This window comes from Aeromicrobium sp. P2_G6, from assembly GCF_056403535.1.
Window position 1 is genome coordinate 56894 of record NZ_JBFUFH010000001.1, and the last position, 20472, is coordinate 77365.

The window sequence follows — 20472 nt, forward strand, 5'->3', positions numbered from 1 at the left end:
ATGGTCTCTTTCTGGTGAGGGTGTGGAACGGTGAACGTGCGGCTGGTCGCTGGGACTAAGTAGTGAAGAAGGACCGCCGGGGATCGGCGTGCGGGTGGGCATCCAAGAGGGCACGGGTGTATTCGTGCTGGGGACGCCCGAAGATCTGCTGCGCGGTCCCGAGCTCGACGACCTGACCGAGATGCATCACGGCGATGCGGTCCGCGACTGCGGACAGCACGGCGAGCTGATGACCCACAAAGATGATCGAGATGCCGACCTCCTCGCGCAGGTCTACGAACAGCTGGAGGAGCTGAGCCTGTACCGAGACGTCCAGTGCGCTCACCGCCTCATCAGCGATGAGCACCTCAGGACCCACCGCGAGCGCACGCGCGATCGCCACTCGCTGTCGCTGTCCGCCTGAGAGGTCCTTCGGACGTCGGTCAGCCAAGGCCTTCACGAGGTGGACCTTGGCGAGCAGTCCGTGGACGAACGCATCAGCGTCTTCCGCTCCTGGGCGGTCGTGAACGCGTCCGGCCTCGAGAATCGTCTGACCTACCGTCATGCGGGGATTCAGCGATGAGTAGGGATCCTGAAACACCATCTGGATCCGTCGCCGGATGTGCCGAAGCTCTCGACCACGGGCGGCCAGGACGTCGTCGCCACAGAGCAGCACCCGCCCGGCGTCGGGCTCGACCAGCCGAATGATGCAACGCGCGAGTGTCGTCTTGCCACTGCCGGAGCCGCCAGCAAGACCGAGGATCTCACCGCGAGCCAGCTCGAACGAGACGTTGTCGACTGCCCGATGGGACGAGGAGTTCTGCGCTCCCCGGGCGCGTCGCAGCTTGAAGTCCTTGGTGATCGATTCGACCGTGAGAGCGATGTCCGTCCCGTTGGTGGCTGAGCTTGTCGTCATCCTTCTCGCCTTCCCGTGATGCCCGCCGGATCCCACTCCAGTTGGGGAACCGCTGCAAGCAAAGACTTCGTGTAGGGGTGCTGCGGCGAGTCGTAGATCTGTCCGACCGGCCCTGTCTCGACGATCGTGCCGTCGTACATGACCGCGACCTTGTCGCACATCTGCGCGATGACACCGAAGTCGTGGGACACGAGCACCATCGACATCCCCAGGTCACGACGCATCTCGGCGAGCAATTCCAGAATCTGCTTCTGAGTGAGCACGTCGAGTGCGGTCGTCGGCTCGTCTGCCAAGAGCAAGCGCGGCTTCGAGGCCGTCGCCAGTGCGATCATCACCCGCTGTCTCATGCCGCCGCTCAGCTCGTGCGGGTACGAGAGGTAGTTACGATCTGGTCGAGGAATCCCGACCCGCTCGAGCAGCGCAATTCCTTCGCGACGTGCGGCCGCGCGATCCAGTCCAAGGTTGCATCGCAAAGTCTCCGAGATCTGAGCACCCACGCGATACACCGGATTCAGCGAGCTGAATGGATCCTGGAACACCATGCCGACGTCGCGGGCTCGAAACCTCCGCAGCTCCCTGGACGTCATGCTGAGCACGTCACGTCCGTCGAAGCGGAGATCCTCAGCCCTGATACGTCCCGGATACTGGATGAGCCGCATCACCGCTCGGGAAGTCAGGCTCTTGCCCGAGCCTGACTCCCCCACCAAGCCCATGACTTCCCCGTTCTCGACCGTCAGATTCACGTCCTTCACGACGGGGACCGGCAGCTTGGTGGTTCCGAACTCGACGCACAAGTTGCGTATGGACAGGAGGGTCATGCGGTGGCCCTGCCCGTCTTGCCGTCCGACAATCCGTCACCGATGAGGCCGACTCCGACGCCGAAGACGACGAGAACCAGTCCTGGCACGGTCGCGACCCACCACGCACTCATGAGGAGCGGCTGCCCCTGCGAGATCATCGCTCCCAGCTCAGCTGTGGGCGCTTGCGCGCCCAGACCCAGATAGGACAAGCCAGCCAGGAGCAACAGGTTGCCCACCAGGTCGACCGTCGAGTAGACCAAGCAGGTGCGCATGACGTTCGGGATGCCGTGACGAAAGATCGCTCTGGACCGAGAGTAGCCGAGCGCCGTCGTGGCCTCCATGAACGGCAGCTCCCGGATCACGACCATCTGCGACCTCGCAAGTCGGGCGTACAGGGCCCATGCAACGATCGGCACCCCGATCAACACTCCGGACATACCCGGGCCGACGATCGCGATCACCGCGATCACGAGGACGATGAACGGGAAGGCAATCATCACGTCAACGAGACGAGAGACCACGGAGTCGACCGCACCACCGAAGTAGCCTGCAGCCACGCCGGCGATCACTCCGAGCGGAAGTGGGACATAGGTGATGAACAGGACCACGAGCAGATCCAGTCGCAGGCCATAAAGGACCCGCGAGAAGATGTCGCGGCCGCTGTCGTCAGTTCCGAAGAGGTGCTGGGGCGACGGCGCGGAGAGCGTGGCTGAGAAGTCCAGGCCATTGGGGTCGTGCGGAGCCACCACGGGTGCCAGCACTGCTCCCAGGACGAGGACGGCAACGATGCCGACACCGATCCTGGCTGGCACCGGCAGCCCGTTCCAATGCGACCACGCAGAACGGGCTCTTGATGTTTGCAAATCTGTCGAGTTGGTCATCGTGCTCCCAATCGCACTCGTGGATCGATGGCGACCTGGACCAGGTCGGTGAGGAGGCTGATGGCCACCACGGCGGTGCCCGAGATGAGCGTCAGAGCCTGGACGATCTCGTAGTCGCGTTGCTGCACGGCCTTGACCAGCAACGAGCCGGCACCAGGGATCTGGAAGACCGCCTCGATGACGACGGTCCCGCCGATGAGATAGCCGATCGCCACCGAGAGGATCGTCAGTGTCGACATCACCGCGTTGCGCATCGCGTGGATACCGACGACACGCATCTCTGAAAGTCCACGGGATCTCGCGGCCTCGACGTACTCGCTCTTGAGTACCTCGATGAGGTTAGAGCGGAGCGTCCTGACCACGATGACCGCGAGGGACAACCCGAGTGTCAGAGCGGGCAGTGTCAGGGTCTTGATGATCCCCCCTACTCCGGTCTCGTAGCCCGACACGGGAAACCAGCCGAGGCGCAGACCGAAGATCAGCGCGAGTATCAGACCGAGCCAGAACGTCGGCATGCCGAAGGCGAAGGTCGCGAAGAACCGGACGGCATGGTCGACGACGCCGTTCGGACGTAGCGCTGCAGCTACAGCAAGCGGCACCCCGATGACCAGAGCGATCACGAGTCCGTAAGCGATCAACCACAACGTTGGTTGAGACCGCGGAGCGACGACTTCTGAGACAGACGAGTTGAGAGCGAGCGATTGACCGAGATCGAAGTGCGCCAGATCGCGCAGAAATGATCCGTACTGAACGAGGATCGACCGGTCGAGACCCAGTTCGTGCCGGAGGCGTGCCACCGTCTCCGAGCTTGCATGCGTACCGAGCGCTGAGCGCACTGGATCACCGGGCACGAGGTGCATGATGAAGAAAGTCGCCGTCGCGAGGCCGAACACCACCACAATGGACAGTGCGAGTCTGTAGAGCAGGAATCGAAGCACGTGCTGGCGCCTCCTCAGTCATGCGGTCAGTGACCGCTTCGGTCGAATACAAGGTCGAGTCGATCGCCGGCGAGCCCCCCTGAGCCAGCCGGCGATCGAGCCGTCAGCCGGCAGCTATCCAGGTGTTCTGGAGCTGATCGGCGCCCAGGATGTTGACGTCAGTTCCGCAGACGTTGGTTCCATGGGCATTGAGGAACGGGACATCGAGGATGTTGACCGTCGGACTAGCGTCCATGAACGCCTGCTGGATCGCCGGCCACTGCTTGGTGCGCGACGCCTCGTCGGGCGTAGAGATGAACGTGTTCACCAGCTTCGTGACCGCCGGGTCCTTCCAGTCGGTGTCGAAGCCGTTCGTTGCCGCATAGAAGTTGGCGAACTCGTCGGGCGCTGCGATGTCACTGGTGAGCTGGGGGTACGGGAAAGTCATCTCGTACTTCGTGTCCGAGAACTTGCTGACGATCTCGGCTGCATCCTGGGTGACAAGCTTGACGTTGATCCCGATGGCCTTCAGGTTCTGCTTCAGCAGCACCGTCATCTGGTTGTAGTAGTCAAAGCCCGTCGGATAGGTCAGCGTCACGCTGAAGCCATCCGGATAGCTCGACTCCGACATGAGCTTCTTGGCTTTTGCGAGGTCCAGATTGAACGGCTTGACGACGTCGTCCGGTGCGTCGTACTTGAACTGCGGAAGCATGCTGTTCGGGATCGTTCCGACACCCTGGAAGATCGAGTCGTTGATTGTCTTGCGGTCGATCGCGTACTGGATCGCCTGACGTACCTTCTGGTCGCCGAGCGGCTTGAACGAGTTGTTCAACGACAGTCCGATCCAGGCAGGCACGGGCACCTTCTGCAGCAGCAGCTTCTTGTTGGCCTTGACGGTCTTGATCTGCGAGAAGGGGATGCCGTCAGCGATCTGCGCCTCGCCACTCGTGAGAGCCAGCAGGCGACTGTTGCTGTCCGTCGCGAAGTTGAATCGGACCGTGTCGAGGTACGGCTTCTTGGCTTCCCAGTAATAGGGGTTTCGTTCGAAGGTGATGTGCGAGCCGCTCACGAACTCCTTCACCTTGTACGGACCCGTGCCGACCGGATTCTTGAAGAAGGCATCACCCTGCTCCTCCACGAGCTTTTTGGGGACGATGAAAGAAGGGAAGATCGCTGCGTTGTCGAGGAACGTCGGCGTGGGCCGGCTCAGGCTGATCGCCACGGTCCGAGGATCGATGACCTTGGCTGTCTCGTAGCCATCGGCAAGCACACCCATGATCTGGTTGATCTTGGGATCGCCGAACCGATCCAGGCTGAACTTGACGTCTTCGGCGGTGACCGCGTCTCCGTTGGAGAACTTGATGCCCTTGCGCAGGGTGAAGGTGTAGGTCTTGCCGTCGGCGGAGACCTTCCAACTGTCCGCGACTCCTCCCTCGATCTTTGCGGACCCGGACGGGTCGTACGAGACGAGCCCGTCGTAGATCAGCTCGTCGGCGAAGATGTCGCCGTTCGCATTGCGGATCGCGATGGGATCGAGGGACTTCGTCTCCACCTGACGCGCGTAGACAAGGTTGCCACCTCGCTTCGGTTCGCCCTTGCAGACGGCAGCGACCTGGTTGGTCCCAAGATCCACCTTCTTGCCGTCCGACGAGCCGCCGGTGCACGCGGTCAGCAGGCCTGCGGCCAGCCCTACGGCGACCATCACTCGAGTCGTTCGCATGTTCACTCCTTGATTGCGGGAAAGGCCGTCGCAACGACGCCTGACGAGCTCGAAGGTCAGGGCCCCCGAGCCTCACCATCGATGGAGTCGGACACTAGCATCACTTCGCAATTCTATGGAAGTAGTAAAATAGTGATGCACTGATGAGGGGTGGAGCAGCCCTGACCGCCTCGAATCAACGGGTGCATGACGAAATCCCCCGTCGCCGAGCGGCGACGGGGATGTTCAGAAAAGTCAGTCGACCGGCGGCCGCAGGGCTTCCGGGTCTGTCGACGGCAACATCAGCACTGACGACATTGCTCCATCGACGGTGAGCGTGGTCCCTGAGATGTAGCTGGCTTCATCAGAGATCAGGAACGAGATGGCGGCAGCGATCTCACCCGTCTCGCCGAGCCTGTTCAGCGGAGCCTGACGCTGCAGATGCTGTCGAGCTGCGTCGGGATTGGCTGCGGTCTCGAATGACTGCTGGAGCGCCGGCGTCGATATCGCCCCAGGCGCGACAGCCACCGCACGAATCCCCAGCGGTCCATAGGTGATCGCGATGTTGCGCGCCAGGGCTTCGATGGCCGCCTTGGTCATCTCGTAGATCCCGGATCCGGAGGCAGCATGCCGCGCATGTACCGACGAGGTGACGACGATCGTCCCGGGACGCCCGGACGCCTTCCAGATCCTCAGAGCCTCGCTCGACCCCCACAGCATGCCGAGCTGATTGATGTCGATGAGTCTGCGCACGTCGGCCTCCGAGACAGTTGTCAGGTCGTGATTAACCGCCACTCCGGCGACGCCGACCCAGGCACCCAACGGAGCCAGCTGCTCCGCAGCTACGATCGCCCGCTCGTGCGTCTCTCGAAGTGCGACGTCGCCACAGACCGCGACCGCTCGATGTCCATCCGCCGTCAGCTCGTCGACCAGACTGTTGAGGGCGTCGCCGTTGGTGTCGACGCACGCGAGTGCCCAGCCATCGCCCGCGAGACGATGGGCGGTCGCGAGACCGATGCCCGATGCCGCACCGGTCACCACCGCGCTTCGAGCGCTTCCCATCACCGTGTCCCGCCCATCATGGGCGCACAGCCTCGCGTAGGGCAGCGACGTACTGGTCGGACTTCTCCTTCAGCCGGTCAGTGGGCGCGAGGACCGTCAGTGCGAACTCAACGCCCTTGTGCTCGAGGCAGGCAGCGATACACGTCACCCTCGGCACGAGCTCTTCGTCGTCAATCGCCCAACCGTCGACCGAGGCCCGCTCGATCGCCTGCTCCAGCGCCGCGCGGCGCGTGATCGTGTGGTCGGTGAACTTCTTGAGCTGTATGTCCTTGAGGATGCGCGCACGTTTCTCCTCGTCAGCACGCGCTAGCAGCACCTTGGCCGACGCGCGGGCATGCAAGGCGCCGCGCTGGCCCACCCGGATGTCCGCGACGCGCACCGCATGATCTCCCGGCTCTTGGGCGATGAGGACCACGTCATCACCGGACCAGACGGAGAGCGAGCAGGTCTCGCCCGTCACGTCACGGAGCTTACGCAGCCGACGGAGAACAGCGTCAGGAGGCGTGAACTGTCGTTCATACCCCTCGATAATGGTGGGGATTGCTCGCCCCAGTCGATAGCGCTGACTCGAGTCCTGCTCGACATATCCGACCTGCCGAAGCGTGTGCAGGAGGTGGTAGGTGGTCTGGGACGAGACACCGATCCGTCGACTCAGCTCTGCCGCCGTGAGCTCTCCATCGCTCTCCGCCACCGCGGTCACGATGGCGAGCCCGCGCGCAAGCGACTGAATCCGAAACGAGCCTTCAGACATAGCAATCCTTAGCTGTCAAACAATCTTGGGCGGAGACTAACACTCTGATACTGGGGCCGTGCGAGCTCATTATCGAGCGTCGCGGATATAACTCGCGATCTGATGTATTGCATCAGAGTACGAACACTGAGTAGCCTATCGTATGACCTCGCCGGAAGGCGGTGGTCGACACATGCACTCGCCGCAGGACGCGACCATTAGAGGAGCAACGATGCCAAGCACCATGAGCCCAAGCGGGACGGTGATCGTGACCGGGGGCGCCAGCGGAATCGGTCTCGCGACGGTCGAGACACTGCTCGAAGGTGGAAGCACGGCGTGCGCCATACTCGACCTCAACCCGGACCCCACCGTCATCGATCGGCTGACCGAGCGCTTCGGGGAGACGCGAGTCTCGGCCGCGGCCTGCAACGTGGCGGACCGAGATGCCGTTGCCCAAATCGTTGACTCCGTCGCTGCCAGCAGCAGCATCTCCGGAGTCGTCAACTGCGCCGGAACCCTTCTGGCAAAGCCCAGTCTGGACCTGACGCTCGAGGACCTGCACCGACTGTTCGACGTGCACGTCGCTGGTTCGTTGTTCGTAGCGCAGGCTGCAGCTCGGTCCTGGATCGAGGCGGGCACGACCGGCGCCATTGTCAACGTCAGCTCTGTCGCAGCGCCGTTCGGTTGGCCAGGTCGACTGCCCTACCCGGTCGCAAAGGCCGGCATCGAAGCCGTGACGAGAACACTTGCTGTCGAGTGGGCTCGCTGGGGCATCCGCGTCAATGCTGTGGCACCCGGGTCCGTCGACTCCCCTCTCATGGCAGAAGGCAAGCGGCCAGCCGGTGTCAGGTCGATCGAGGAGATGGCTGATCGGCACGCGCTGGGTCGGCCCGCAGCATCATCGGAAATCGCTGCCGTCATCGCCTTTCTGCTCTCGGAGCAGTCGTCGTTCATGACCGGGGCAGTCGTTCCGGTCGATGGCGGATTCACCATCACCAAGGACTCAGCGAAGGAGCTGGCACAGTGAAGCGAGTAGTGGCCAAGGCACCATGGGTGGCGGACTGGGGCTACTCACGCGCCACACGCATCGGACCACTGATCGAGGTCGGAGGGACGACCGCTGGCAAGCCGGACGGCTCTATCGAGGGACCGGGAGACCTCTATGCGCAGACCGCCTACGCACTGTCCGTTGTCCTGGCAGCAGTCGAGGAACTCGGTGGACGCAAGGAGGACGTGCTCCGCACGCGAGTCTTCCTCCGCAACATCGAAGACTGGCGCGAAGCTGGACGCGCCCACGCTGAGATGTTCGGCGAGCACCTGCCGACCAGCACTGCAGTCGGCGCCATCGAGTTCCTCAACCCCGATCTCCTGGTGGAGGTCGAAGCAACGGCCTACATCCAGGATCAGTAGAACAATGGCGCTCGCCCGCCGCGCGCGGACAAAGGACGCAGGATGATCGCTGTCGACGACGGCGCCCTCGATCTTCGCATCATTGGTTCGAGGGTTGACGAGCTGGTGTTCACGATGGACCCACCGCTCGAGCTCGCCGGTCGCCAGGTTCCCACGCGAGAGTATGTCGTCGTCCAGGTGGAGCTGGAGGACGGTACCACCGGCACGGCATACGTCCTCACCCGCGGTCAGAAGATTGGCGCCGCTGCCGAAGAGCGAGCGCAGCAGGCCATCGGGCGACCGCTTCGAGATCTGTTTCATCGAGCGGATCGCGGCCCCTCCACGGACCAGCGCGCCAGCGCGGTGCTGGACTGCGTCGGCTGGGATCTCCTCGGCAAGGTGCATCAAGTGCCTACATGGAAGCTCCTGGGCGAGGCGGCGCCACACCGGCCCGCGTTGTTGGTCGCTGGGTACCGCCGTCGTCAGGAGAGCGATCTCGCGATGGCCGAGCGGCTGGTCGGATGGCGGGAGAGAGGCTACCGAGCAATCAAGATCGCGTCAGGTCTCGACGTAGACCGGACGACAGGACTACTGGCGGCTGTCCGTGATCTCGCCTCGCCCGAAGACCTCCAGCTGGTCCTCGACCTAGGATTCGGCGGCCGGGAGGTCACTGCCATCGTCGACGCGACGCGCGCATGGGAATCGTTCGGGATTACGTGGGTGGAAGATCCGATACCAGTGGCTGCTGCCTCCGACATGGCCGCGATACGCGCCGCCTCTCCGCTCCCCATCGCAGCCGGCGACGAAGCCCCGCTCGAGCAGCTCTCGGATCTGCTCGAGCACTCGGCCGTCGACGTGCTCCGAGCCGACGCCACGACGGTCGGTGGCCTCACAGGGGTTCAGACGGTCTTGGAGAACGCGAGCGTGCCTGTGTCCCTCCACATCTATCCCGAGATCCATCGTCACGCAGCGTTCGTGATGACGACCGACAGCCCGGTAGAGCTCTTCCCAGCGGATGACGCCTTCGACTTCGTCGACCGGTTCATCCACACGCAGGACCTTCAGGCCATTGAAGGACAGTTCTCAGCGCCGAGCTCTCCGGGGCTGGGCATCACGTATCGGCCTGAACACGTACTCCCACACGTCGTGCGGTCCAGCTCGTTCGGGCACGGCTAGAAAGCCCACCATGATGGACACCATCGGTCGCGGATTCTCCTTCACCGAGGCTCCTCGCTGGCATGACGGCGCCCTGTGGTTCTCGGACTTCTACACGCAGCGTGTGATCCGCTCGGACGGAGTGAACTTCGAGACCATCTGTGAGGTGCCAGGCCAACCTTCCGGACTGGGATTCACACCCGACGGAGATCTCCTCGTCGTCTCCATGTCCGAGCGTCGACTGATGCGATGGCGGGATGGGGTTCTGGAGGTCGTGGCAGAGCTCGCGCCTTACTTCCCCGGCCTGGCCAACGACATGTGGGTCGACTCGGCGGGCAGAGCGTACGTCGGCAACGACGGGCCTCTCGACCCTCTCGGGCCCACGGTACTCGTGAGGTGCGATCCCGACGGCAGCGTCACGGTGGCCACCGAGGACGTCGTCACCCCGAACGGCGTCATCGTCTCCCCCGACGGCACACAGCTCTTCCTCTCCGAGTCGTTCGCGGGCCGGGTGAGCTCATGGAACGTGCTCACCGACGGTTCGCTGGTCAACCGCCGGACGTGGGCCAGCTTCGGGGATCCGGTCATCGGACGCTCCGTGCGAGACGCCCGACGACGTGTCCTGATGATCCCCGACGGAATCACTCTCGACGCGGCCGGTCACCTCTGGATCGCCGACGCCGCCGGGTCAGGCGTCTGGTGCATCGCCGAGGGAGGTGTCATCGTCGGCCACGTCGACACAGGTCCCTACACCGCTTACTCAGCGGTCCTCGGCGGCGACGACGGGAAGAGCCTCTTCATCACCGCCGGCCCGCCCCTCGACGACATCCGGGCGGACGGACGGGATGCGGCAATCATCATGACCCGGGTGGACGTTCCTGCAGCTGGCTTCTGACGCCGACGCCCCCACGGAGCGCCGGCGTCAGCGGCTGTCTGCCTAGGCAAGCTCCAGATAGCGGGCCAGCTCCCAGTCCGGGACGTGCGCGTCCCGGAGCCCCTCATACGTCGAGGCCTCAGACACCCGGGACGCCGCGTAGTGGTCGACGAAGTCCTCGCCGTACCACTCTCGGGCCAACGAGGAGCCGTGAAGCGCAGCAGCGGCAGCCCTCAACGTCGACGGAAACGCCTCGGCCTGATCGTCCTCGTAGGCGGCCCCGGTCGATGCCATGGGCGGCTCAATCCGATTCTGTATGCCGTACAGCCCGCCGTCCAAGCTGGCTGCGATCGACAGATATGGATGGAAGTCCGCGCCACCTCGCCGATGCTCCAACCTCGTCGCTGACCGCGAGTCCGTGATCACGCGTAGGCACGACGAGCGATTGTCGATGCCCCACGAGATGTTGGTGGGCGCGAAAAACTCCGGGTTGAGGCGCCGGTAGCTGTTCGGGTAGGGGCACTGGAAGACCGACACCTCGCCAGCGGTCGCAACAACCCCACCCACGTAGTGTCGGAAGGCGTCCGACATTCCGGTGCTCACCCCGTCCTCGGGACAGAAGGCGTTGTTCCCGTCTCGAAGCAGACTCTGGTGGAGGTGAGCACCAGCGCCCTCCTGCTGCATGTCCGGCTTGGCTACGAAGCTCGCGATCATGCCGTTTCGGCGCGCCACGTCTTTGCACACCTGCTTGAACCGCGCCCCGTTGTCGGCAGCGCGAAGGGGCGGAGCCGGAGACAACGCTACCTCCACCATGCCGTAGCCGAGCTCGGTCGACCAGGCCTCGATCTCGATGTCGTAGGACCGCAGCGCGAGGTCCAGATCGGCCACGAACTTCCCGTGATCGGGCCAACGGTGAACGCTCAGCGCCTGTCTCTGCCTCCCGACAGGACGCAGGCTCGTGGGTCGACCCTCTCGCAGGATCTGTTCGCCCTCTTCACCGAGCTGGTAGAGATAAAACTCCATCTCGACGCCGATGAGCGCCTCGAATCCTGCGGCGTCCAGGCGATCACATGTCCTGCGCAATGCTGAGCGCGGATCGAACTGTACGGGCTCGCCGGCCTTGGAGCGCACGTCACAGATGACCGCGGCGACGCCTTCCTCGTTCGGTGCGGGCCGAAGCGTCGACCAGTCAGGCAAGGCAAAGAAGTCCGGGAACCCGTGATCCGCCGAAGCGATCGGCACATCGTACGTGCCGTCGTCCACACCGAGTGCGTAAAAGAACTCAGGGAGTCCAATCCCGCCCGAGGACAGCGCCTTCTCCACAGTGACGTACTTGCCGCGAATCCGGCCGTCGGTGTCGATGAACTCCACCCGAACGCGTCGCGCCGCGAGCTTGTCAAGAACCGCCCGCGCGTCGGTCACATCCATCACGGCGTCATCTGGCATCGAGTGTCTCCTCTAGGTCGTGGACTGCCACGGCGTCAGCCCGCAGGTCCTCGGGTTGGCCAGCCTCAGGGCTGGAGTCTTGGGTGCCGCCCACTAACCAACCGAACGCGGCGACAACCACGAAGAGCATGGGCGACCAGGTGATGATCGGTGAGGAGAACCCCGTCAGGTCGGCGTAGTTGGTCAGCACGAGGACGAGAAAGACGGTCAAGGCGACGCTCGCAAGTGCAGGCGACAACACTGTCGTCCACACGCGTCGGTCACGAGTACGTCTGAAGTAGATAAAGATCGCGACGGCGCAAGCAATCTCGAGCCCGAAGACCGCCACCGCGCCCAGGACGCCGAGCAGCGCGGAGACCTGCACGTACGGATCGAGCCCGGCGATCCTGCAGACGATGATAACCGCACACACCAGACCAGCGAGGGCGATCCCGGCGCTGGCCGGCGAGCCGTGGGTGGGATGCAGGCGAGCCAGTCGTGCCCGAGGCGCCACGTCTCGGGCCATGGTCTGCACGTACTGCGCGGTCGTCGACGAGACCGCGATCAAGGTCGCGAAGAGGCTAGTCATCAGGATCACGTTGAAGAGCACGCCCATCCACTCCCCCACGTTCGCCTCCGCCACCCGGGGAATCAGCTGGCCCGAGTCTGGGCCCTGCGAGATCGCGAGTGCCGAGGCCGAGCCCAAGCCGGCGATCGTCACCCACGAGCCCAACGAGAACACCACGATGAGAATCGTGATACCGACCATCGTCGCTCGGCCGATGCTCTTTTCAGGGTCGCGGACGTGGTTGGTGAACACGGCCGTCACCTCGAAGCCGATGAAGCTGAGGAAGGCCAGTGCGAGCGCGAAACCGGGCGCCCCGCTGAAGACATGAGACGGGGAGAAGCTCTCGAGCGGAAAACCGCTCGGCCCTCGGCGGACGAGAACAGCGACAGCAAGCGTGGTGAGGATCAGGAACTCGATCATCAACAGGCCCGCCGTGATGAGTGCGCTCTCCTTCACCCCGATGAAGATCAGGACAGCCACCACCAACACGGCACCGAGTGCCCACACGGCCCAGTCGATGTTCGCTCCTGCGTGCGCCCGGACAAAGGCGTTGGCGAAGTAGGCCAGCAGTGACGCCACGTAGACGGTGATGATCGCGTACGCGCTCGCGGCAACGAAACCCGCTGAGACTCCCGTTCGCTGCCCGAGTCCAGCGCGGATGAACCCGAAGAAGCCACCGGCCGACGGTATAGCGCGCGCCATGGCGGCGAAGCCGAAGGCGAATAGCAGAAGGACCACGCCGATCAGAACGAAGGCGCCAGGCGTCCCGATGCCATCGCCGAGTCCGATCATGAGAGGAACAGTCCCGACGACGACACCGACGGGCGAAGCCATGGCCACGACCATAAGAGCCAGCGTCGTTGGGCCCATAAGTTTGCGGGGGGGTGCCTGAGATTCAGTCGTCATGTTCGTACCTCGCTCTACGGCGATCACCGGGACGGTGGCGCAATCAGTAGGAGCCAACATTACCACCGCCTCATGATTCTATGGAAGGAATAATATGACGATGTTGTCGCGAAGAGTTCTCATCCGTCAGCACGCCCGGCGCGCGACTGTCGCTGCAAGCGGCGCTCCCGTTGACGTCGTGGGTCCGGTACCGGCGCTGCCTCGAGCAAAGCACGCGTGTAGTCCGTGGCCGGCGATGCTGTCACTTCGCGAGTGCCGCCCTCTTCGACCACTTCGCCCCAGCGCATGACCACAAGGCGGTCGCACAGATGCTTCACGACATCCAGGTCGTGGGCGATGAACAGGTAGCTGAGTCCGAGATCGTCCTGCAGCTCGCGAAGAAGATTGAGCACCTGCGCCTGTACGGATAGATCGAGTGCGCTCGTCGGCTCGTCACAGATGATCAGACGTGGCTGGACCATCAGCGCGCGAGCGATCGCGATCCGTTGCCGCTGTCCACCCGAGAATCGACCCGGGTAGCGACTGGCCGCCTCGCGTGGCATGCCGACTCGCTCGAGAAGATCTCCGACCCGCCCCGCGACCTGCTCACGCGTGAGCTCTCGATGCACGCGGAGCCCCTCGGCGAGAGTCTGACCAACTGTGCGCGCGGGGTTCAGGGAGCTGTACGGGTCTTGGAAGACCACTTGCAGCTCCGACGTCAGCGCACGTCGGCGACGCGGCGCGATGTTCGTTATCTCCTCGCCGTCGAACACGATTTGGCCCGAATGCACGGGGGTCAGACCGAGAATCGCGCGGCCGACGGTTGACTTGCCCGAGCCCGACTCCCCCACGACACCGACCGTCTCGCCCTTCGCGACGCTGAGACTCACGTCGTTGACTGCCCTGAAGGGTGGGCGACCACGACCGCCCGCGTACTCGACCGTCAGCCCGCGAACATCCAGCAGAAGCTCGGGCCCGGCGCCCTGATCCACCGTCATGCGCGCACTCCCCTGACTCGTTCGTGATGGAGGCACCGCGTCTCACGCGCGTCGCCCACAGAGAGGAGCGGCACCGGTTCCTCGCGGCAGTCGTCCGAGACGACCGCACACCGATCCTGGAAGTAACAGCCCTTCGGTCGAGAACCGGGAGCGGGAACGCTGCCTGCGATGCTGGGCAGAAGCCGAGCGCCTCCCGCGCCATGAGGGTTGGCCGCGAGAAGCGCTGCCGTGTAGGGGTGCTGCGGCTCTTCGAAGACCGGCACGATCGGCGCCTTCTCGATGACCTGACCTGCGTACATGACGACAGCACGGTCGCACATGTCGGCGACGACGCCCCAGTCATGGGTGATCAGCAGGATCGCCATACCCGTCTGTGCCTGCAGGTTGCGCAGAAGATCGAGGATCTCGGCCTGGACCGTCACATCCAGGGCCGTGGTCGGCTCATCTGCGATCAGGAGCTTCGGCTCGCCCGACAGAGCCCGGGCGATGGAGGCACGCTGTGCCATGCCTCCCGAGAGCTCATGCGGATAGCGGCCGTACACGGCCTCCGGGTCCGGCAGGTTGACCTGACGCAGGAGATCGATGGCGATCAGTCGCGCCTCACTGCGCGAGACCTTGCGATGCTTTCGCACGACTTCTGAGATCTGCCAGCCGACCGTGAAGGTCGGGTCGAACGCAACCATGGGCTCCTGCGACACCAGCCCGATCTCCTTGCCCCGGATGGCACTCATGCCACGTTCCGACAGACCTGCCAAGTTCGTGGAACCAAACATGATCGAGCCCCCCGTAACCCGGCCGTTGCTGGCGAGCAGGCCCATGATGGACATCGCCGTCTGCGTCTTCCCGCAGCCGGACTCGCCGACCAAACCGACCGTCTCGCCCGGCTCGACCAAGAAGCTCACGTCCTCGACGACGCCGACCTCTCGTCCGTCGGGAAGTGTGAAGTCCACCCGAAGTCCCTCGACCGCGAGCAAGGTCGCCGGTTCACGTGTGCCGGTCAGCCGAGTGTCACCACGACGAGACCTGCGAGCGCGACCGCCCTTCTGGTTGGACGGGGCCCACCCCTCGGTCAACGCGTCACGCACTCCGTCCCCGACGAGACCGAGGCACAGGATCGTGAGGGCAGTGGCGATACCGGGAGGCCAGATCAACCACGGCTGGACCAGGATCACATTCACCCCGTCCGCGATCATCCCGCCCCAGCTGGGTGCTGGGGCCTTGATCAAGAGACCGAGGAATGACAAGCCGGTCTGGACGATGAGGGCCGTGGCAGCCAGCACCGAGGTTTGCACGATGATCGGTCCTGCCGCACGCGGGAGGACATGCCTGGTGATGATGTAGAGGTCCGAAAGACCGGCCGCCTTCGCAGCATCGATCGAGAGCTCCTCGCGTAGCGGCAGAACGGCTGCACGCACCACTCTCATCAGAGCCGGGGACACGAGAACACCGAAGGTGACCATCGCCGCGAGCATGCTGTTCTTGAAGACGCTCAACGTCACCAGCACGACCACGAGGCCCGGCAGAGACAGCAGCGCGTCGCAGATCCACATCAGGACCCGATCCAGTCGGCCGCGGAAGTAGCCGGCTGCCAGTCCGAGTGGCACGCCGATGATCAGGATCACGACGACAGCTTCGACCACCCCAAGGATTGTCGGCCGTGTACCCACCGCGAGTCTCTGCAGCACATCTCGCCCCAGGGTGTCCGTGCCAAGCCAGTGACCGGACGATGGACCTTTGCTGATGTTCGTGAGGTCGCCGGCGTCCTGACGCGCTGCGTCGGGCCATAGCAACGGTGCGACGATCGCGACCAGAGTCACGGCCATGAGGAAGACGATGCAGGCCACCGACACACGCTGTTTCAGGAATCGCCTGATGAACCCGGGCTCGCGTGAAGCGACGACCGGTGCTGCGACGAGGTTCTCAGTCATGCGACCCGCACCCTCGGATCGAGCCACGCATAGGTCAAGTCGACCAACAGGTTGACGACCACCACGATGATGGTGAATGTCACGACGACTCCTTGGATCGTGGGAATGTCTTGCTTGGACGCCGACGTGGCGACCAGCCCGCCGAGACCTGGCATCGCGAACACGGTCTCGACGTAGACCGTCCCTCCCAATAACGCTGCGAAGTGCACGCCGACGACGGTCACCACCGGCATGGCGGCATTCCTCAACGCGTGGCGGTAGACGACGGAGCGCTCCGAGGTACCGGCTGCTCGTGCCATGCGAACGTGCTCGCTTCCCAAGGCAGTCAGCATCGATTCACGGGTGAGCCTTGCGAAGGAGGCGACACCGCCGATGGCCAAGGCCGCGACGGGGAGGACGAGCGAGCTGAGCCAGAGGGACGGCGATGCGCTAAAGCTGACGTATCCGGTTGCCGGGAACCATCCCAGCGTCACCGCGAAGACGACGATGAGGATCGCGCCCACCCAGAAGGTGGGTAGAGAGAATCCGATCAGCGAGATGCCGTCGCCGACGTACCCCACCCAGCCGCCACGGACCGCGCTGACGACACCGAGCACGACACCCAGAACCAGGCTGATGAGCAGCGATCCGAGAATGAGGCACAAGGTGATCGGGAGACGCTCCCCTATCGCGTGAGTCACAGGCTGTCCGGTGAAGATCGAGTTACCGAGGTCCCCATGGAGCGCTGATCCGAGCCAGTTGAGGTACTGCTGCAGGATCGGCTGATCAAGGTGCAGCTGCTGACGCACGCGCTCATAGTCCGCCGCACTTCCCTCGAGTCCCACGATCTGTCGGGCCGGGTCGCCCGGCGCGATCGCGATCAGCACGAAGCTCGCAAACGAGACCCCGATGACGAGCACGAACGCCGACGCGAGTCGACGTAGCACCAGACGTACCAATGGACCCCCGACTGTTCGCCGAGTCTGCTCAGCGCCACGGCGCCGAGTGAGCTGTTGGATCGTCATGCCTGCTTCCCTCCGGTCGGCAGGGATGAAGCGAGTCCGAGGACTCGCCGCATCCCTGACGCGTGCTGGTGATCAGTTCTTGAACTGCCACTCGGTCGGCAGCGCGGTCTTGTGCGCCGTGCTGACCTTCACGCCCTCGACCTTGTCGGAGACGTAGTACAGCGTCGGATCCGTGACGACAGGGATCATGTACGCCTTGTCGACGAACTCCTTCATCATCTGCGTCCACGCCTCCTTCGGGTCGCTCGCCGTTGCACCCTCCGTGTAGAGCTTGTCGACAGCCGTGTCCTGCCCGAAGAAGTTCAAGGCCCCACCCTTGGCAAGCCACGACCCGTAGTACGTCGGCACGGTGCTGACAGTCGGCACCAGCTCGAACATCGGCGCGACCTTTCCAAAGACGTCCTTCGCGTATGCCGCATCCGTCGTGTACGACGTGATCTTCATCGTGATGCCCACCGCCTTCAGCTGCTGAGCGACCGCACGCATCAGCGGCTCGCCGGTCAGACCCTTGTAGGGACCTTGGACCAAGGCGTCGAACGAGAAGCCGTCCTTGAAGCCTGCTTCTGCAAGCAGCTTCTTCGAGAGCGCCGGGTCGTACGTCCAGTAGTCGTTGAGGCCGGTGTCGGTGTCGGAGAACAACGGCGACGACGCTGGATCGGCACGGCCGTCCAGCAGAGTGCTCGCCAGCTTCTTCCGGTCGATGGCGTGCGCGATGGCCTGACGGACACGGACATCCTTCAGCACCGGCTGCTGCTTCTCGTTGAGCAGGTCGAAGGTGTAGGCGACCACGCCTTGAGCGACCGTGAGCACCTTCAGCTTCACCTTTGACGCCGCGTCGGCAGTCGTAAGGTCACCGAACGCCACATCGAGCTGTCCCGATTGCTGCGCCTGCAGACGCGAAGACGCCTGCGCGATGACCTTCACGTCCACCTCGCTGAACTTGACCGCAGACTTCTCGAAGTACGTCGGGTTGGGCTTGTACGAGTAGTGGTCGCCCGTCACCGAATTGCCGGCATCCAGAACGTAGGGGCCAGCGCCGTACGTGCCCTTCGCGAAGAGGGCGGGGTTGGCGACCGCCTTGGGGCTCGCCACGAAGCCGATGTTGGGACCGGCATCCGAGAACGTCACGCCCAGGCTGGGGTTGGGTGCTGTCAGCTCCACCCGGACGGTCGTCGCGTCGGTGGCGGTGATCACGGGGTCCGTGCCGAGTGCACCGGCGAAGGCACCACCGGCCTTGATGAAGTACTTCAGCCATGTGACGACTGCGTCGGCATCGACGGGTGCGCCGTCGGAGAACTTGGCGCCGGTCCGAAGCTTGAGCTCGAACACGGTATTGGGAACCTTGCTGTCCTTCACGTAGCCCCAGGACTCTGCGAGAGCCGGCTTGAGCTCGCCCTCCGTGTCGAGGTGGATGAGGGGCTCGTAGGCGAGGTCGTACACGGTCGCGGCCCAGAGTCCGCTGACGGTGGCCTTGGCGGGATCGGGAAGCGCTTCGGTGCCGATGCCGATCCGGAGGACCTTGCTGCTCGAAGCGGAGCTACCCCCGCTGCTGCCACCCGTACACGCTGACAGCAGCAGACCGAGGGCCGCCGCCGCTGCGATCGCGGCAGTGCGTCCACGCTTTCGACTCACCCCGTGACCTGTTGAGTTCTTCATGTGCCCAACCACCTTCCGGCGTTCGTGTGAGCCAGCGTGGCTCGCAACTAAGTGACGGAACGTTAACACCACGTCATGATTCTATGGAAGTAGTAAGATAGTGATGTTCTTGGAGAACAGGCAGACCTCGAACGCCGCGAGGGCAGGCCAAAGCAGGCGCCGACCTCGGCGCCTGCTTCAGAAGATGCCGGTCAGATGAGCGCGCGCAACGCACCCTCGGCCGCATCGACCAACTGCTCGAGGGCGCCTCGAGCAAGGACCGTCTGCCAGGCCTGATACGCGTTTCGGTCGTATGCCTTGTCGTCGGGCAGGTACACCGATCGGCCGTTACTGACGTTGAACACGAAGATGGGAACGCCCGGGATCCGACGTCGCAGCTCGGTCTGGAACCAGTTGTACGCCTCGCCGGGCTGGGCCACCAGCAACGCATCTCCGATGCGCGCCACCCAGAGCCCGTGATCCACCGATTCCGGCCTGTTCTCGAGATCAACGTATCCATCGCGGACGTTGGAGACACGACGAAGTCGCTCTTCGCGACTCTGGGCGGGAATCTCCGCCCATTCGATCTCGAGCTCGGCCACGGACTTCAGTGACTGCAGCGGCAGCTCCACGAATTGCAGCGTCGTCATCAGGCGGGTCGAACGCTCTGCTGGCTCGGGCGTCCAGTACGCGAGAGGAGCACCCGACTCGACTGTCTTGGTCAGGGCCAGGTCCGTGGCAGGCGGCGGAAGGGTCTCGAGCGCTGCGACCACCGCATGACCGATCGCGCGGCCATGCCTGTCGGCAACACCCACGTCCCCGCTGTACTGCTCACGCGGGGAGATGTCGCCCGAGGCACCCTGGAAGAAAATACAAGGGCCGCCGGTTGCGGTTTCAACCGTCTCCCTCAACGCTCCCACGTAGTCCGGGGACAGCAGCAGGTTCTCCGGACCGAGCGTGGTCCCGTGGCAGGCGTAGTTGACCATCGTCGCAAGCGCGGCTCCATCGTCAGCGGTGACCCGACCGATCAGGATCGTCGGGTCAGCAGTCCCTTCGGGGTTGTACCCGACCAGAGCCTCGCCGTCGATGAAGAGGTCACGGTTGACCGCGATGTCCGAGCGACCTGTAGTCCACTCGATGACTGCTGGGCGCAGAGACTCGATGGCTTCGCGTGACGCATCGATGACAGCAGCCGTGATCGCATCCATGTACGCCGGCAGCTCCGCCCCGCCTGGCAGATCGACATCGTTCCGACAGGTGTGAACGCCCGAATGGGTGTGGGACATGTTGATGATGAACTGATCGGCCGTCAGACCCAGAGCGTCCAGCACTGCCGCCTGGAGCAGCTTCCAGTCGTCGACTCGATTCCAGACACAGTTGTCCCATGCCACCAGCACGAGCAGCCCAGAGCGGTCTGCATTCGCCACGACCAGACTCGCGATCTCCAGCGGACGATGGACCCCGACGGCGAGATCCGAGACTGCCGCGCCCCAGTTCCTGTTGCGTATGCCGACCGGACCAGTGACGTCTCGGCGCGCAAAACCTGCCAGACCCCTGAAGCCGGGAATCGGATCACTCAATCGTTCGGGGGAAACAGTCACGCGTACTCCACATCATCATTCACGAA

At 64.0% G+C, this 20472-nt stretch carries 18 protein-coding genes; 4 read left to right on the forward strand and 14 right to left on the reverse strand.

The window, feature by feature from the left end; all coding sequences use genetic code 11:
- Positions 1 to 55: 55 nt before the first annotated feature.
- The 7 genes from AC1DVU_RS00250 to AC1DVU_RS00280 form a co-directional block, all read right to left on the reverse strand.
- The gene (locus tag AC1DVU_RS00250) at positions 56 to 895 is read right to left on the reverse strand and encodes an ATP-binding cassette domain-containing protein (protein ID WP_476920414.1); all 840 of its coding nucleotides are present in this window, start codon (positions 893 to 895) and stop codon (positions 56 to 58) included.
- A complete protein-coding gene (locus tag AC1DVU_RS00255) occupies positions 892 to 1713 on the reverse strand; it encodes an ABC transporter ATP-binding protein (RefSeq protein WP_476920415.1) in 822 nt (273 codons plus the stop codon). Before AC1DVU_RS00255 ends, AC1DVU_RS00250 begins: the two co-directional genes overlap by 4 nt.
- Positions 1710 to 2507, reverse strand: a complete 798-nt coding sequence (locus AC1DVU_RS00260; protein ID WP_476920416.1) for an ABC transporter permease — start codon at positions 2505 to 2507, stop codon at positions 1710 to 1712. Before AC1DVU_RS00260 ends, AC1DVU_RS00255 begins: the two co-directional genes overlap by 4 nt.
- 65 nt (positions 2508 to 2572) lie before the next feature.
- Positions 2573 to 3514: an ABC transporter permease gene (locus tag AC1DVU_RS00265; RefSeq protein ID WP_476920417.1), complete on the reverse strand. Its 942-nt coding sequence runs from the start codon at positions 3512 to 3514 to the stop codon at positions 2573 to 2575.
- A gap of 103 nt (positions 3515 to 3617) precedes the next feature.
- The gene (locus tag AC1DVU_RS00270; protein WP_476920418.1) at positions 3618 to 5213 is read right to left on the reverse strand and encodes an ABC transporter substrate-binding protein; all 1596 of its coding nucleotides are present in this window, start codon (positions 5211 to 5213) and stop codon (positions 3618 to 3620) included.
- A 234-nt stretch (positions 5214 to 5447) separates the two neighbouring features.
- Positions 5448 to 6254 (reverse strand): SDR family NAD(P)-dependent oxidoreductase, encoded by an 807-nt coding sequence (locus AC1DVU_RS00275; RefSeq protein ID WP_476920419.1) that lies wholly within the window; start codon positions 6252 to 6254, stop codon positions 5448 to 5450.
- Between the two features lie 16 nt (positions 6255 to 6270).
- Positions 6271 to 7005, reverse strand: coding sequence for an IclR family transcriptional regulator (locus AC1DVU_RS00280; protein ID WP_476920420.1), 735 nt, complete (start codon positions 7003 to 7005; stop codon positions 6271 to 6273).
- A gap of 211 nt (positions 7006 to 7216) precedes the next feature.
- Here AC1DVU_RS00280 and AC1DVU_RS00285 point away from each other — a divergent pair, with 211 nt between their 5' ends.
- Genes AC1DVU_RS00285 through AC1DVU_RS00300 form a run of 4 tightly spaced genes read left to right on the forward strand, consistent with a single transcriptional unit; the run spans position 7217 to position 10423 of the window.
- Positions 7217 to 8011, forward strand: coding sequence for an SDR family NAD(P)-dependent oxidoreductase (locus AC1DVU_RS00285; RefSeq protein ID WP_476920421.1), 795 nt, complete (start codon positions 7217 to 7219; stop codon positions 8009 to 8011).
- Positions 8008 to 8394: a Rid family hydrolase gene (locus tag AC1DVU_RS00290; RefSeq protein ID WP_476920422.1), complete on the forward strand. Its 387-nt coding sequence runs from the start codon at positions 8008 to 8010 to the stop codon at positions 8392 to 8394. The genes AC1DVU_RS00285 and AC1DVU_RS00290 overlap by 4 nt, the downstream gene beginning before the upstream one ends.
- Before the next feature lie 42 nt (positions 8395 to 8436).
- Positions 8437 to 9549 (forward strand): enolase C-terminal domain-like protein, encoded by a 1113-nt coding sequence (locus AC1DVU_RS00295; RefSeq protein WP_476920423.1) that lies wholly within the window; start codon positions 8437 to 8439, stop codon positions 9547 to 9549.
- 10 nt (positions 9550 to 9559) lie between these two features.
- The gene (locus AC1DVU_RS00300; protein WP_476920424.1) at positions 9560 to 10423 is read left to right on the forward strand and encodes an SMP-30/gluconolactonase/LRE family protein; all 864 of its coding nucleotides are present in this window, start codon (positions 9560 to 9562) and stop codon (positions 10421 to 10423) included.
- Between the two features lie 42 nt (positions 10424 to 10465).
- On the opposite strand, the gene AC1DVU_RS00305 is transcribed toward AC1DVU_RS00300, so the two are convergent.
- From AC1DVU_RS00305 to AC1DVU_RS00335, 7 genes are all read right to left on the reverse strand, one after another.
- Entirely contained in the window at positions 10466 to 11848 is a 1383-nt protein-coding gene (locus AC1DVU_RS00305) for a glutamine synthetase family protein (protein ID WP_476920425.1), read from the reverse strand.
- The gene (locus tag AC1DVU_RS00310) at positions 11838 to 13361 is read right to left on the reverse strand and encodes an APC family permease (protein WP_476920426.1); all 1524 of its coding nucleotides are present in this window, start codon (positions 13359 to 13361) and stop codon (positions 11838 to 11840) included. The genes AC1DVU_RS00305 and AC1DVU_RS00310 overlap by 11 nt, the downstream gene beginning before the upstream one ends.
- Before the next feature lie 59 nt (positions 13362 to 13420).
- Positions 13421 to 14278, reverse strand: coding sequence for an ATP-binding cassette domain-containing protein (locus AC1DVU_RS00315; RefSeq protein WP_476920427.1), 858 nt, complete (start codon positions 14276 to 14278; stop codon positions 13421 to 13423).
- Entirely contained in the window at positions 14275 to 16206 is a 1932-nt protein-coding gene (locus AC1DVU_RS00320) for a dipeptide/oligopeptide/nickel ABC transporter permease/ATP-binding protein (RefSeq protein WP_476920428.1), read from the reverse strand. Before AC1DVU_RS00320 ends, AC1DVU_RS00315 begins: the two co-directional genes overlap by 4 nt.
- The gene (locus AC1DVU_RS00325) at positions 16203 to 17132 is read right to left on the reverse strand and encodes an ABC transporter permease (protein WP_476920429.1); all 930 of its coding nucleotides are present in this window, start codon (positions 17130 to 17132) and stop codon (positions 16203 to 16205) included. The genes AC1DVU_RS00320 and AC1DVU_RS00325 overlap by 4 nt, the downstream gene beginning before the upstream one ends.
- Positions 17133 to 17282: 150 nt before the next feature.
- On the reverse strand, positions 17283 to 18866 hold the full coding sequence (locus tag AC1DVU_RS00330) for an ABC transporter substrate-binding protein (protein ID WP_476920430.1): 1584 nt from the start codon (positions 18864 to 18866) through the stop codon (positions 17283 to 17285).
- A gap of 191 nt (positions 18867 to 19057) precedes the next feature.
- Positions 19058 to 20446, reverse strand: a complete 1389-nt coding sequence (locus AC1DVU_RS00335; RefSeq protein WP_476920431.1) for a neutral/alkaline non-lysosomal ceramidase N-terminal domain-containing protein — start codon at positions 20444 to 20446, stop codon at positions 19058 to 19060.
- Between the last annotated feature and the right edge of the window lie 26 nt (positions 20447 to 20472).